Annotated in this window: 9 protein-coding genes; 6 read left to right on the forward strand and 3 right to left on the reverse strand. The window is 62.1% G+C overall.

The window, feature by feature from the left end; genetic code table 11:
• Positions 1-2: 2 nt before the first annotated feature.
• The 3 genes from MWN76_RS12990 to MWN76_RS13000 all read left to right on the forward strand — a co-directional run bounded on the left by MWN76_RS12990 (position 3) and on the right by MWN76_RS13000 (position 4,304).
• Positions 3-1,004, forward strand: a complete 1,002-nt coding sequence (locus tag MWN76_RS12990) for a DUF58 domain-containing protein (protein WP_250461863.1) — start codon at positions 3-5, stop codon at positions 1,002-1,004.
• Entirely contained in the window at positions 1,005-2,993 is a 1,989-nt protein-coding gene (locus MWN76_RS12995; RefSeq protein ID WP_250461864.1) for a transglutaminase TgpA family protein, read from the forward strand.
• Between the two features lie 81 nt (positions 2,994-3,074).
• Positions 3,075-4,304, forward strand: coding sequence for an MFS transporter (locus MWN76_RS13000; protein WP_250461865.1), 1,230 nt, complete (start codon positions 3,075-3,077; stop codon positions 4,302-4,304).
• A gap of 156 nt (positions 4,305-4,460) precedes the next feature.
• Here the strand turns inward: MWN76_RS13000 and MWN76_RS13005 are convergent, their stop codons facing one another.
• Positions 4,461-5,354 carry a LysR substrate-binding domain-containing protein gene (locus MWN76_RS13005; RefSeq protein WP_250461866.1) on the reverse strand — a complete coding sequence of 298 codons (894 nt, stop codon included), beginning with the start codon at positions 5,352-5,354 and terminating at the stop codon, positions 4,461-4,463.
• Positions 5,355-6,052: 698 nt separating this feature from the next.
• Here MWN76_RS13005 and MWN76_RS13010 point away from each other — a divergent pair.
• Together MWN76_RS13010 and MWN76_RS13015 are read left to right on the forward strand one after the other, a co-directional pair.
• Positions 6,053-7,807 carry a sensor domain-containing diguanylate cyclase gene (locus tag MWN76_RS13010; protein ID WP_250461867.1) on the forward strand — a complete coding sequence of 585 codons (1,755 nt, stop codon included), beginning with the start codon at positions 6,053-6,055 and terminating at the stop codon, positions 7,805-7,807.
• A 74-nt stretch (positions 7,808-7,881) separates the two neighbouring features.
• Entirely contained in the window at positions 7,882-8,850 is a 969-nt protein-coding gene (locus MWN76_RS13015) for an HPP family protein (RefSeq protein ID WP_250461868.1), read from the forward strand.
• 36 nt (positions 8,851-8,886) lie between these two features.
• Here MWN76_RS13015 and MWN76_RS13020 read toward each other — a convergent pair whose 3' ends face one another.
• Positions 8,887-10,443, reverse strand: a complete 1,557-nt coding sequence (locus tag MWN76_RS13020) for a sigma 54-interacting transcriptional regulator (RefSeq protein WP_250461869.1) — start codon at positions 10,441-10,443, stop codon at positions 8,887-8,889.
• Between the two features lie 264 nt (positions 10,444-10,707).
• Between MWN76_RS13020 and MWN76_RS13025 the strand changes: the two genes are divergently transcribed.
• Entirely contained in the window at positions 10,708-13,191 is a 2,484-nt protein-coding gene (locus MWN76_RS13025) for a protein kinase domain-containing protein (protein WP_250461870.1), read from the forward strand.
• Positions 13,192-13,327: 136 nt separating this feature from the next.
• On the opposite strand, the gene MWN76_RS13030 is transcribed toward MWN76_RS13025, so the two are convergent.
• Positions 13,328-14,095, reverse strand: a complete 768-nt coding sequence (locus MWN76_RS13030; RefSeq protein ID WP_250461871.1) for a hypothetical protein — start codon at positions 14,093-14,095, stop codon at positions 13,328-13,330.
• Positions 14,096-14,153 lie beyond the last annotated feature (58 nt).

The raw sequence follows: 14,153 nt of genomic DNA on the forward strand, positions 1-14,153 counted from the left end.
CCATGGCTTTTTTTTCCACCGTCCAGCCCCTGGTCAATCGCTGGCGCGATATGACGCAGCGCTGGCTGGATCGGCGCGCGCCGGCGGCGCGCCGTGTGACCCTCGATCACGGCAGGCTGTTTGTGCTGCCCACCCGCGCCGGCCTCGCCTTTCTGCTGGTGATCCTGCTGCTGTGGCTGCTGGGCACCAACTACGAGAACAACCTGGTATTCGCCCTGGCCTTCCTGTTACTCAGCCTGTTCGTGCTGTTGCCGGTGCACACCTTCGCCAATCTCTCCGGTGTGCGCCTGCAACTGCTGGAGACGCAGCCGGCATTTGCCGGCGACTACGCCGAGGCGCAACTGGATATCGGCCGCGGCGATCGGCGCGCGCGGGAGCGTCTGCGGGTATTCTGGCCGCGCGATCTGGGCGGTGACGGAGAGCAGGGCGCCGAGCTGGACCTGATCGACCGCGACAGCGCCGGCTTGACGGTGTCGCTGCCGGTACTGCGCCGGGGGCGCGTGCGCGCGCCGCGGTTGCGGGTGGAGAGCGGCTTCCCGCTGGGGCTGTTCTGCTGCTGGAGCCTGGTGGACCTGGATATCGAGTTTCTCGTCTACCCGCAGCCGAAACCCGCCGGCCCGCTGCCGATCGGTGCGGTTGCCGGGGACGGGGAGTCGACCCAGCGCATTCGCGGCGGCGACGATTTCGAGGCGCTCAAGCCCTACCGTCCGGGCGATTCCCTGCGCCATGTGGCCTGGAAACAGTACGCCGGCGGGCGCGATCTCTACAGCAAGAGCTACGACAGCGGTGCCGATACGCGCCTGTGGCTCGACTGGGACCTGCTCGCCGGGCGGGATGTGGAGACGCGCCTGGGCAATCTCTGCGACTGGGCACTGCAGGCGGAGCGGGCGCAATACGCATACGGCCTGCGGCTGCCGGGTACCACCATCGAGCCGGCCCAGGGGCCCGCACACCAGAAGCGGGTGCTGTCGGCACTGGCGCTGTTCCCGGTGCAGGGAGGCTAGATGGAATCGTCTGAGCGCCTGCCCCGCGAGAGCCTGCTGTGGATCTTTGCCGCCCAGTTCGCGGCGCTGTTGCCGCAGTTTGCAATCCTGCCGCTGTGGATCGTCGGCGCCTGGGGCTTTGCCGTCTACTGGCGTCTCGAGGTGTTCCGCGGCCGCCGCGACCTGCCCGGGCGCCAGGTCAAACTGCTGGCAGTGCTGCTGTCGGTGGCCGGGCTGGCGTTGTCCTACCGCCAGTGGTTCGCTCTGGAGCCGATGGTGGCGCTACTGGCGGTCTCCTTTACGTTGAAGAACCTGGAGCTGGCCAACCGGCGCGATGCCTTCCTGAGCCTGCTGTTGTCCTATTTTGTCGCCGCGACCCTGTTCGTGTTCGAGCAGACGATCCCCTATGCCGTCTACGGGGTTGCCTGTGTACTGATCATCACCGCCGCACTGGCGGCGCAGATGGGCAGTCATAGCGCCGGGCCGCGCCGCGCCCTGGGCCTGTCGGTGCGACTGCTGGCGCAGGCGGTGCCGCTGATGGTGGTGCTGTTTATCGCAGCGCCGCGCCTGGGGCCCCTGTGGGCGGTGCCGCAGAACAGCGATGGCGCCAGCACCGGCATCAGTGATTCCATGAGCCCCGGCGATTTTTCCGAGCTGTCCCAGTCCGACGACCCGGCGCTGCGGATCGCCTTTGACGGCCCGGTGCCGCCGCCGGAGCAGCGCTACTGGCGCGGCCTGGTCTACTCCGATTTCGACGGCCGCCGCTGGAGCCAGGGCACGGGTGTGGATCACCGCGAGGGCGGCCGGGTCTACTGGCGCGCATCCGGGCGCGCGCTGCCGGAAGTGGGCCCGCGCTATCGCTATCGCGTGATCCAGGAGGCCACCAACAGCCCCTGGCTGTTCGCCATGGCCCGCCCCGATTCCACCACCGACGGTGTCGGTGAAACCGCCGACGACAGGCTGCTGAAACGCAAGCCGGTCTACAGCCGCTTCGCTTACGAAGTGCGCTCCTGGCCGCGGGAGACCTTCAGCGATGTTGCGCCCCTCACCGATTTCGAGCGCCGCCGCAACCTGCAACTGCCGCCCGGCGGCAACGAGCGCACCCGTCGCTGGGCCGCTTCTTTCCGCGACTCCGGGCTGGACGCGGAGGGGATCTCCAGGCGCATACTGCAGTTCTACAACCGCAGTTTTGTCTACACCCTGAAGCCGCCGGCGCTCGGGGGCGACACGGTGGATGAATTCCTGTTCGGCACCCAGCAGGGGTTCTGTGAACACTTTGCCGGCAGCTATGTCTTCGCCATGCGCGCCGCCGGTGTCCCGGCGCGGGTGGTGGCCGGTTACCAGGGCGGCGAGTGGGTCGCGCAGGAGGAATACCTGCTGGTGCGCCAGTACGATGCCCACGCCTGGGCGGAGATCTGGACCCGCGAGCGCGGCTGGCAGCGTGTGGATCCCACCGCCGCGGTATCGCCGGAACGGATTCGCGAGGGCCTGCAGAGGGCCGCGGCGGACGAGTTCATGCAGGACTCACTGCTGCCCCTGCACCGGATTTCCTTTCTCAAGCAGCTGCGGCTCGAGTGGGACATGATCAACTACCGCTGGTATCGGGCGGTGATCGGTTTCGACAGCGAACAGCAGGAGGATGTATTGCAGCAGCTGCTGGGGGAGATTTCGCCACTGCGGCTGGCGATCCTGTTGCTGTTGCCGTTGGCGGCGGTATTGCTCGGCGTACTGGTGTGGCTGTGGTGGAGTGGCCGCGGCAGGCGGGCGCCACTGTCCAGCCGCCTCTACCGCAGGTTCTGCCGCCGCCTGGCGCGCGCCGGCCTGGAGCGCCGCCCGGGGGAGACCCCGCGGGATTTTGCCCGCCGCGTCCGCGAGCAGCGGCCGCAACTCGGGCCCATGGCCGCGCGTATCACCGCCGCCTTCGAAAAGGCCGCCTACGGCGACGACCCGGCGGCGGAAAAACAGTTGCGGAGGCTCCTCAACAGGTTCCAGCTGTCAAAAATCAAATAACGGTTTTGAAAGTGCTGGCGAAAATAGGATCCCCGCATCGGGGGATTTGTCGTTGAATGTTCACTATTGGGTTCTCGATCCTTGATCTCCGGTAATCGCCTGAAGACGTTCCTGCTCGGCTACAGCGGCACCTCGCTGGCCACCGGCCTGCAGGTGATCCTGTTGCCGTGGATTGCCGTCACGGTGGTCGACCTGCCGGCGCTGCACCTGGGGTGGGTGCAGGCATCGGTGCTGCTGCCGAACCTGCTGTTCCTGCTGTTTGGCGGCGCCCTGGCCGACCGTCGGGATGCCGCCGCCGTGGCGGCGCTGGCCTGCCTGGGGCTGGCGGCCTGCCACGGCGGGCTATTGCTGTACTTTTCCTACCGCATCCCCGATCTGCCGCTGCTGTTGCTCTACGGTGTCAGCCTCGGTGTCTGCACCGCCTTCCTGCAGCCGGCGCGGGACAACCTGGTGCAGCGCAGTGCCCGCGACGACGGCGGCCGCGCCAGCGAGTCGGGGGTCCAGCGGACGGTCACCTGGATGATGCTGGCGCAGTACGGTGGCCAGGCACTGGGGATGCTGCTGGCGAGCCGCTTTGACCAGTGGGGATTGCGGCCGCTGCTGGTGATCCAGATGGCGGTACTGGCGGTGGCCGCCGCATTTTTCTACTCGCTGCGACAGCCGCGCCTCCGGCACCCGACGGATCGAAAGCTGCCACTGGTGCTGATCCGCGAAGGGCTGGCGGAGGCCTGGCGGCGCCCGGCGCTGCGCGAGCTGGTGGCGCTGATGGCCTTTAACGGCTTTGTGCATATCGGTGTCTTCCTGGTGGTGTTGCCGCTGCTGGCGGAGGAGTACGGTCGCGGCGCCAGCTACTACGCGACCCTGCAGTTGGGTTTTGTCGGCGGCACCGTGGTGGCCACTGCGGTGATGCTGCACCGGGGGCAGGGCGACAGGCCCGGGCGCGGAATCCTGATGTGCCTGATCTACAGCGCGGCGCTGTTGATCGCAATCAGTTTCGGCCCCACGCCTTTCGGCCTGGTGCTGCTCTGTATCTGCTGGGGGGCGGTGGCCGCGGCGTCGGCGGCGCTGGGGCGCGCCGTGGTGCAGCTGCTGGCACCCGACGACTACCGCAGCCGCCTGATCTCCATCTACCAGTTGGCCCTGTTCGGTTCCGCCTCGCTGGGGGCGCTGGCGGCCGGTGCCCTGAGCGAATACGCGGCGCCGCTGACGACCCTGTTGTGGGCCGGTATTGCCAGCCTGGTGGCATTTGTCGCAGTGAGTGCCGGCGGCGCGCTGAGGGATCTGCAGCTAGTGGGCCGCTCGCAAAGTTAGGTAACAGTTCACTTCGCCAAATCGCCCAGCCCTGCGTTGAGAAAGCTTGAAATAACGCTGCTATTCCAGCGCTTTCTCGCCTTGATCTGAGCGATTTGGCTGTGCTCCTTTGTTACCGAACTTTACAGGCGGCCCACTAGGGGCCCGCCAGGAGAGTTAGGTCTCCCGCACCAGTTCCAGCAGCCACGACTCGAACGCCCGGATCCGCTCGACGCGCGGCGAGGCGCCGTCATAGAGCAGGTTATAGCGGGTACCGCCCTCGATATGCTGCGGGAAGGGTTGCACCAGGGTGCCGGCGCGAACGGATTGCTTTGACAGGGTGGGGGAACCGAGGAAAATCCCGTGTCCGGACATCACCACGCTCAGGGCCACATCCATATTGCTGACCTGCAGCCACTTGATCTCGTCGTCGGGGATATCCAGGCCGGCCCTTTCCAGCCAGGCCCGCCAGCCGTAGCCGGTTCTGTAGTCGGCGTCCACCAGCCAGCAGTCGCGCAGGTTTTCCGGGGAGGACAGGTCCACATGCTCGAGCAACTGCGGTGAGCAGAGGGGGACCCGGGCGTCCTCGAACAGTATTTTCTGGTGCAGTTCCGATGGCTCCAGGAATCCGAAACGGATGGCGATATCGATATCGCTGTGCCTGAGATCCTCCAGTTCGGCGGATACCGTTACCCGCAGGGGGATCTCGGGATGCCGCTGGTGGAACTTCCACAGGTTGGGCATCAACAGCATGGTGGCCATGGACTGGGTGGTGGTGATATTGAGCGTGCCGGCGAGTGGTTCCGTCTGGATGCGATTCACGCCATCGACAATCGCCTGGAAACCCGCGCCCAGTTGCGCCGCCAGTTCCTTTCCCTTGGCGGTCGGCACCATGTTGCGCCCGCGGCGCAGAAAGAGTTTCACGCCCAGCAGATCCTCGACCTGCCGGATCTGCTGGCTGACCGCGGCCTGGGATACAGACAGCTCGCCGGCGGCCCGGGTGTAACTCTGGTGGCGTGCGGCGGCCTCGACACAGCGCAGTGCGCCGAGGTGGCTGAGAATTCTGCTCATAAGTCCTTCTTATAGTTCACTTAACTATGAATCGTTCGCACCGGCGGCTGGCCCGCGGGAAAATGACGCTCGAATCAATTGGGAGAGCAAACATGCCAGATTGTATCGATAGCGGCAGCCAGTGCGCCGATTCTACAGGGAAGCCCGCCTGTGTCGATGGGTGGTGGCGAGTGGCTGAATACGTCGCTCGTCTCCTGGAGAGGATGGGACGCCAGTTGGCACTGGATCCCATGTCCCGACTCAAATAACTCCAGTTTATGTTTGTGGGCGTTGCCACTTTCGGGACAGCTGTTTCCGGCAGTGGCTTGGGGATCTTCTGTGCCTGCCGGACAGGGTTGTTGGAGTGTGACAGGCACTGGATAGCCCTTTGTAGCTATCCAATAATCGATTATTTTTTCTTGTGGTTCGGGTGGAGAACCATGGAGGTATAAAGTGAGGTTTTTTGTGTCAATTTATTAACCAATTTCTTTATACCGTTTTAAACTGCTTTTGGATGAAAAGCGGCCCGCGCTGGAATGCCGGTCCGCCCTGTTTCAGGCGATAATTTCTGAAAATAAAAATATCGGTTACAACCCATTCAGGCGACTATCAAGTCCCGACAAAAGCGAAGCTGGTTTCCCCCGGATAAGCGCCCGGTTCCCTGACGCCGGACAGTCGATTGCGGGAAACCGCTTCCGAGCCAATCGAGGCTAACCGGATTGCGTAATTCAGTTGCGGTAGGTACCGGCCGCACGCTTTTGCTGGCGGCACTCTGGCTGCTGCTCGGGATTCTCCCCCTGATGGCCGGTGGTGCTGTGCCCGGCGCCGCGTCCACAGAAACCTATTCCCTTGCCGAGAACAGTGCCGGTCCCCTGGGCAAGCGGGCCGGCTATCTGCAGGAGGGGCGGGACCGGCTGGACCTGGATCGGGTTCTGGGCGCGCTGCAGGCGGGAAAATTTATCGGGATAGATCGCGCCGTGCCGGGGTTCGGGCTCGGCGAGCGGCCGATCTGGTACCACCTGGCGATTGATAATCCCGAGGCACAGACCGAGCAGCGTTACCTCACCATCGGCAAGACCTGGCTCGATCGTCTCGATATCTACCTGGTGCGCGATGGCACGCTGCAACGGCAATGGCTTGTCGGCGATGATGTCGAGCATTCATTCCCGGTGTTGCCCGGCGTCGGTTTTGCGGTGCCGCTGGACCTGCAGCCCGGTGGCGGCGATCTCCTGCTGCGCGTGGAAACGCCCGAACCGATGGTGCTTTCCGTCTCCCTGCTGTCCGGCGAACAGCTGCGCGACAAAGAACGGCAGGCCTACTATCGTCACGGACTGCTATACGGTTTCCTGCTCGCGTTTATCTGCTACAACACCGTGCTGTACTTCGGCCTGCGCGATCGCAGCAATCTCTATTACGCCCTCTACCTGCTCAGTTTTATCCTGTTGAGCCTGACTTATACCGGCCACGCGCAGCAGTGGCTGTGGCCGCAGCAACTGGATATCCAGCGCTATTCGATCATGTCGATGATGGTGCTGTTTGGCAGCGCGGGCTTTCTGTTTGCCGGGCGCTTCCTGCGACTGGAACTCCATGCACCCCGGGCCCGCCAATGGGTCACCTGGGGATCCCTGGGGGCGATAGGACTGGCGGTGGTGAGCATCCTGGCCGGAAATCACCTGGCCCTGGTATTTATCGCGTTCAATTTCCTGGCGGTTTTCACCGTTGGCATGGTCTGGCTCGGCTGGCTGACCATCAGCCACGGGGAGCGGGCCGGGTACTATTTCCTCAGCGCAGCCGTCTGCAGCATGTTGGGTGTGGCTCTGAGCCTGTTCGCGGTGTGGGGATTCCTGCCGGTCAATCGCCTGACTTTCCACGGGGTGGAGTTTGGCCTGGCCCTGGAGGCGACGTTGCTGTCGCTGGCGCTCGCCAGCCGCTTCCGGCAGCAGGAACAGGCGCGCCGCGCGGCGGAGCAGCTCTCGCGTATCGACATCCTGACTGGCGTACCCAACCGGCGCGCTTTCTCCCACGATGCGGCAGGGCTCTGGAGTACCGCGGTGCGCTACGGCCGTCCGCTGAGTGCCATCATGCTGGATATCGATCACTTCAAGCACATCAACGACCGCTACGGTCACCAGGCCGGCGACCGGATCCTGATCGAGGTGGCGCAGCTGTTGGCCGACAGCTGTCGCGAGGGCGACCTGGTGGCGCGCTGGGGCGGAGAGGAGTTTGTGTTGCTGCTGCCCGAGACCGGCCTGGATAAGGCCCATGCGTTCTGCGAGCGGATACGCCAGGCGGTCGAGCGCTACCCGTTCAGTTGGGGAGAGGACCGTATCGGCGTGTCCGCCAGTTTCGGTGTGGCCCAGCTCGAACAGCAGTTGACCCTGGACGAGCTGATCTGTGAGGCCGATTGCTGGCTGTACCGGGCCAAGCGCGACGGTCGCAATCGCGTGGCCTATACCGCCGCCTCGATAGCCTGATAGACGGCTGGGGGTTTGAAGTCGGGGCGAATACTCAATACCATCGCTGCCCCGTTTTCCCGACAGCGCATGCGATGAACGCCAGATCCCCGCTCGAAGAATTTGCCCTGCTGATAGGTTTCGAACGCAATACCACCAGCCACCGGGAGAAACTGCTGTCCGCGCTCGGTGCCGCGATCGCGATCACCGGCGTGGCCTGGGTCAGCTTCCTGGCCGTTACCCTGCAGTTTGTCGATGTGCAGACCGGATATTTTGTCATCGCCTCCATGGGCGCGAGTGCGGTGCTGCTGTTTGCGGTACCCCACGGTGCCCTGTCGCAGCCGTGGGCGCTGGTCGGCGGGCATCTGGTGTCCGCAGTCATCGGTGTGGCCTGCCAACAGTGGCTGCCGGCCGGGTTTATGACCGCGGGCCTGGCCGTCGGTCTCGCCGTCGGGGCCATGTACTACCTGCGCTGCATCCACCCGCCGGGTGGCGCCACCGCACTGACGGCCGTGATCGGCGCCGATGCGGGAACACTCGGTTACCTTTTCCTGCTGCTTCCGATAGGACTCAATGTGCTGTCGATCCTGGCGGTGGCACTGCTCTTCAACAACCTGTTCCGATGGCGCCGCTATCCCGCGCACCTGGCGCACCGCAGGACCGCGACAACCGAGGTCACCGACGCCGTCGACCGGGAACACGAACTCACCCACGAAGACTTTGCTGCGGCGATGCAGGAACTCGACTCCTACGTGGATGTGACCGCGGAGGGACTCGCCGACCTGCTGGAACTGGCCAAGCGCCACGCGGAAAAAAATATCGTTCACCCGGCGGAGATCGTCGCCGGTCACTGCTACAGCAACGGCAAGTTGGGCAGGCTCTGGAGCATTCGCCAGGTAGTGGATGACTCCAGCGATGACGACATCGGCCGGGACCTGGTGATCTACAAGGTGGTGGCCGGCGCCGGCGCCTACGACACGGGGCTCTGTTCGCGCGCGGCGCTCAAGCAGTGGGCGCGTTTCGAGGTGGCACTTCGCGACGGTCACTGGGTGAAAGTGGACTGATCGGGGAGGGCCGAACGAGTACCGGCCCGCATCGGGTCAGGACTCCCCGCCTGGCTCCATTTCGCCGATGCGCCGTTTCAGCGCTTCTCGGGGTGTCCTGAGTTGTGCCGCCCAGGCATCCAGGTCCGGGCCCTGCCGCATGGTTTCCCGGATCTCATCGCCGGAAATCTGCTGTGTCTGCCTGATCGTATCGCTTTGTTCGAGCAGCGCGTACATCGAGGTACGCGAGACCCCCAGGGCCCGGGCCGCGGGCATCACGCGCCAGCTGTTTTCATTCATGGCCCGCAGCAGGTCGCTGTCATTGACTGTGGCCGGATCCCGGTAGCGGGGGCCCCGGGGTCGCGGAGCGGAAGGCGCTGCCGTTTCCGCGGTTGCGGGGTGGTAGTGGTCGGCCGGGAAGCCATTCCAGGGCAGTTCGCCGTCGGCGCCGGCATTGATCGCCAGCCGTGTGACAAGGTTGCGCAGCTCGCGCACATTGCCGGGCCAATCGCCGGCTGCCAGGGTACAGACCAGATCGGCGGGAACCCGGAGCGCGCGATCGAATTCGTTTTCCGCTTCGGTGAGGAAAGCCAGGAACAGCTCGCCGAAATCTTCGCGTCGTTCGCGCAGCGCCGGTAGTTGCAGCACGAATGTTTCCAGGCGCCGCCGCAGGGGTTGGTTGAAAGGTCGCTCCGCATCCGCTTCCAGTGCGCGGTCCGTAGCGGCGACAAAGCGCACGTCCACTGGCTGGTCGCGGCTGTCCCCCAGCGACCGCAGGCGACCCTCCTCCAGTACCCGCAACAGCATCACCTGTACCGATGGCGAGGTATCCCCTATCTCATCCATGAAAAACGTGGAGCCATGGGCTTCCCGGATCAGTCCGGGGCGGTTGTTGCGGGCTCCGGTATAGGCACCCTGGCGGGCGCCGAACAGTTCAGCGGCGGCCAACTCGCCGCCGAGAGTCGCCATGTTGATCGATACCATTTCCCGTTCGGCGCGCCGGCTGAGGCTGTGGACCGCGCGGGCCACCAGCTCCTTGCCGGTACCGGTCTCCCCGCGGATCAGTACGCTGGCGTTGGTGGGAGCCACCTGCCGTATCTGCTGGCGCAGCTGCGCCATACAGCGGCTGCTGCCGACAAGCCCCAGGCGGTCGTCTTCCCGTTGGCCGCGGGGAGGAGACAGGTGCAGGCACAGGCCTACCCGGCGGCTGAGGCAGATGGTCGCGCCCGAGCGCAGCGAGTCCCGGGACAGGCTGACTGTGCACTTTGCAGTGGATCCATTGATCTCCACGGCCATTGAGGCGGAGGGCGGTTCGAGCGAAATGGCACCCTGTGGCTGGCGCTTCAGTAGCAGCGGACTGCGGGAAATGCGCCGATCGCCAAGGGAAGAGCCGGCTTCATTGCGGTGCTGGAAGAGCGGCGCCCAGCGGGATAGCTCGAACGCGCCGGCACTGTTCCACAGCACCGGTGCAGTGGCCCCGATCAGGTGGCGGTCCGGGTGCCAGAGAATGGTGATTTGCGGTTGCAGGATTTCGTGTTCCAGAGGCGGCCGGCGGGACGGCTCCAGTGTATCTTCCTCGGTTTCCGGCATTTCCGGGGCCTGTCGGGCAGCCATACTGCAGCACTCCTCCTGAGAACTGGTCGATGGCGATTATGATATAGTGGCGCTCCTGTTCCAAGATGTGTTCCTGCTGGTGTAGTGGTCGGCATTAATGACAGGTAATAGTGTCCGTCCACAGTGGCGTTGCCGCCCCTGAATACTGAATAGGGAGCCACGATGCCCTGCGGGCGATGCTTGCTGAGAACAATTTGGGAGCTCTGATATCCGCAATTGACGTCGAATACGATACTGGACCGAATCGATGTTTGGGGGAAGGGTGTGCATCCGACAAGCGTGGCCGGTTACCGGATCGTCGAACAGGTCGGCCGCGGTGGCATGGGGGTGGTTTACCGTGCGCATGACCGCTTGCTCGAGCGCGATGTCGCTCTGAAATACCTGTCGGCACCGAGTGCGAACTGCGTCGACCGATTGATTCGAGAAGCGCGGGTCGTCTCCTCACTTCAGCATCCCGGTATCGTTACCATCTACGGCTTTGTCGCCGATGGTCCCTGTATCGCCATGGAGTATGTCCACGGCGCCACACTTTCCTCGCTGCTCTCCGTCGGTGCCGTTTCGCGGGAACAGGCCCGGCAGATCGGGCTGGAGCTGGCAGAGGCATTGCACCATGCCCACCGATCCGGTGTGGTACATGCGGACCTGAAGCCGGCCAATATCATGATCGACCGCCAGGGCAGGGTGAAAATCCTGGACTTCGGCCTGGCGCGCTGGCGACAAGTCGATGCACTGCAGACCCTGTCGCAGAGCGGTGACCAATTGCAAAAGCTCGCCGGAACCATTCCCTATATGCCTCCGGAGTTGCTGTTGGGGCGGTCCCTGGATTCCCGTAGCGATATTTTTTCCCTCGGCTGCGTACTGTTCGAATTGTTCACGGGGCACCGGCCTTTCTCCCGCGAAACCACCGCGGCGACCCTGAACGCACTGCTCAACAGCCCTCCCGCGGGGATCGATATCCTGCGCGCGCGACTGCCGGACGCGCTGTCCGGACTGGTGCTGACAATGCTGGAGAAAGACCCGCAGCGCCGCCCGGCGACACTGGGCGATGTGGCGTCGCAGTTGAGTGCTTTCTGTCGCGGCCGGGAGCGGAAGCACACATTGAGAAGCTCGATACTCCATAGACGACCCCGACGCAGTTGGCCGCTGTTGCTGCTTGCCCTGTCCTGTGGTGTGTTGCTGTATTTCTTTTCTGAACCGGGCGGGGCAAGCCGGCAGTTGCGAGTGTATATTGCGCAGCCGGAGTTGTACCGGAAGGGGGTGGCTTCAGCGCTGGATTCCGTTGTCTGGAGCAGTGCGGTGGACGGTTTGAATCTGGTTTCATCCGTGCACCCAGTGCTGTCTTATCAGCCTCCGGTAGAGCGGCAGGGGTTGGCGAAACAGGCGAAGCTGGCGGGCTCCGATGAATGGATTTACATTGAAGTTCAGCCGGAAAATCCACTGGCAAATGTAAAGGTTCAGCGTGTTCGAACCAGTGATGGAGCCTTGTTGAAGCAGGCTTCGTTTCATATTTCTGACACTCACTTTGAGCAAAGTGCCAATGCTGTTATATCCCAGGTGGTTTCCCTTTATGGCGGCGTCGATATTGCGGACTCCGTAGATTATTCGTCTTTCTCTGAAGAGAGCTACCAACGCTTTGTCGAGATTTACTCCTCCCTGAATCGGGGCGTTGGTGACAGGGTGGGGTTGCTGGAGAAGCTTTTGGATTTGGTTGACGAAAATCCGGGGTTTCTCGCTGCTGAGGTCCTGGCGGTGGACCTCTCACATGCAGCCTTTTCCGATACGGGGGATGATTCTTATGTGGAAGTCGCCAAAAGGATTTTATATAGGCTTGAAAGGTATCATCCTAATTCAATACTAATAATGAAGAAGAAATTGAATGTGGCTATAGATTCTGGAGATTTGAGTGAGGCTGAGAGAGTATTGCAGGAGTTAAATGACCACTCTCCGGGCAGTCCGAGAGTCTTGGTTGCAAGAGCACAGGTCGCCGAACATAGAGGCGAATTGAAATTGGCTCTTAAATTTATTAATGAAGCTGCCAGTTCTCTGCCGATGTCATGGAGGGCAAAGTATCGAGCGGCCGCCGTTGCTATTCGTGTTGGAGATCTGGTTTCGGCAAGGAGGTATATATCAGAAGTTCTCGATATGACTCCTGGGAATACACTCGCATTGGGCCAGCTGGGTTTGGCTGAGCTGTTGTTTGGTGACGTGAACCGTGCCATTCATATCTACGATGGACTTCTTGAGAGAAAACAGCATCGAAGTTATCTGGTTAACCTCGGATTGGCTTATATGCTAAAAGGGGAAGTCCAAGCTGCCAGAGAGAGCTTTCTGAAAGCCTATGATATAGAACCGGACAGCCCTGTTGTAATAATCAATCTCGCCGATGCTGAAATGGCTGTGGGGAACAGGTTGGAAGCGGTTCGTTTATATCGGGAAATCCTCGAGGATAAACAGAGGAAAAGTTATCGGGATGCCGTTGATATAGTGAGGGAGGCCCAGTGTTTGGCGCATTTGGGAGAGTTTGATGATGCAGTAGAACGTGTGCTGGAGGCGCTTGTGCATTCGCCTAACGATCCGGAGATCGCTTACCAGGCGGCTTTGGTCTATGCGTTGGCGGGTGAGAGTAAGTCCGCCCTGATTAATGCTCGAGCCGCGTTGCGCGGAGGGATGGATAATCGATGGTTCAATCTCCCAGTCTTTTCTGGGACCCCGCTTCCTGCGTTGTTGGAGGAAGAGGGGCTTCTTTAATGAAGAATATTCTAAATGTTACGACTATATAACATTCCTCTTACTGTCCGTCTGCGAGCCTGGTTTGATATGATGTTCGGTTTTCATGGTAACTATCCTTTTTTGTCGTGGGGAAGTGATTGTAGAGTTTAGAGGCTCATTGTGGGTCCATAACGTCTCCCTCATTATCCGTCTGGGGATCTGCACTGGACCGAACCACTATCGCCCGGGTACGGATGTCGATCAGGTAGACCTCATAGCGGTATATTCCCTTGATACCGTTATTGCCATTGCCTTCCACCGAGGTATTGCTTCGGTAGACAAAATTCTCGTGGGGACCGAAGAATTCCTGGGTGTCGACGGGCTTCTCTTCCAGGAAGGGCCGCCCGTAGGCCACCATGGGCTGGTGGTGCTTCCCGGCCACGGCACTGAAATCCCAGCGCACCCGCATACCGCCGTGGATTGCAATCTGTTTCGGGTGTACCTCGAGGCCATCCTTTCCCTCTGTCACCTCTACCGTTATCAACCGCTCCTTTTCCGTATCGTGACTCAGCTTGAATGGTGTCCAGGGAGCGAATATTACCGAGGCATCGCTCTCGCTGTGAATGCCAAACCCCCGTTGGATCAATGCCCGAATCTGGAAATGGGCAATATCGGAATGAGCGTTGACGGCAAGTATCTGGTTTCTTCCTACCATGACCTGTTCGAAAGGGCCCTCGGATACGGCGATGCGGCCATCCTCGTTGCGAAACTCCACCATCGGTGACCAGCCGCTGGGCAGTTTATTGAACCGCAGCAGGATATTGCTGCCGGCGAGTATCGGCAGGTACTGGGCCGAGAATTCCAGTTCCAGTGACCGCTGATTGAAATTGACGTCGATGGTGTAGTCGGGAGCGGTGCTGCCGAGAGGGTCGGTTTCAGACATTTTTCCTCCTGCCTTAGTTCGGGCCAGTTTAACTGAAAATTAATCGGCCAGTGCCTGT

Source organism: Microbulbifer litoralis (assembly GCF_023634065.1).
In the GTDB taxonomy this organism is placed as follows: domain Bacteria; phylum Pseudomonadota; class Gammaproteobacteria; order Pseudomonadales; family Cellvibrionaceae; genus Microbulbifer; species Microbulbifer litoralis.

Coding starts and splice junctions, on each gene's coding strand:
- MWN76_RS12990 (WP_250461863.1), top strand. CDS start 3: ATGGCTTTTTTTTCCACCGTCCAGCCCCTGGTCAATCGCTGGCGCGAT.
- MWN76_RS12995 (WP_250461864.1), top strand. CDS start 1,005: ATGGAATCGTCTGAGCGCCTGCCCCGCGAGAGCCTGCTGTGGATCTTT.
- MWN76_RS13005 (WP_250461866.1), bottom strand. CDS start 5,354: ATGAGCAGAATTCTCAGCCACCTCGGCGCACTGCGCTGTGTCGAGGCC.
- MWN76_RS13015 (WP_250461868.1), top strand. CDS start 7,882: ATGAACGCCAGATCCCCGCTCGAAGAATTTGCCCTGCTGATAGGTTTC.
- MWN76_RS13020 (WP_250461869.1), bottom strand. CDS start 10,443: ATGGCTGCCCGACAGGCCCCGGAAATGCCGGAAACCGAGGAAGATACA.
- MWN76_RS13030 (WP_250461871.1), bottom strand. CDS start 14,095: ATGTCTGAAACCGACCCTCTCGGCAGCACCGCTCCCGACTACACCATC.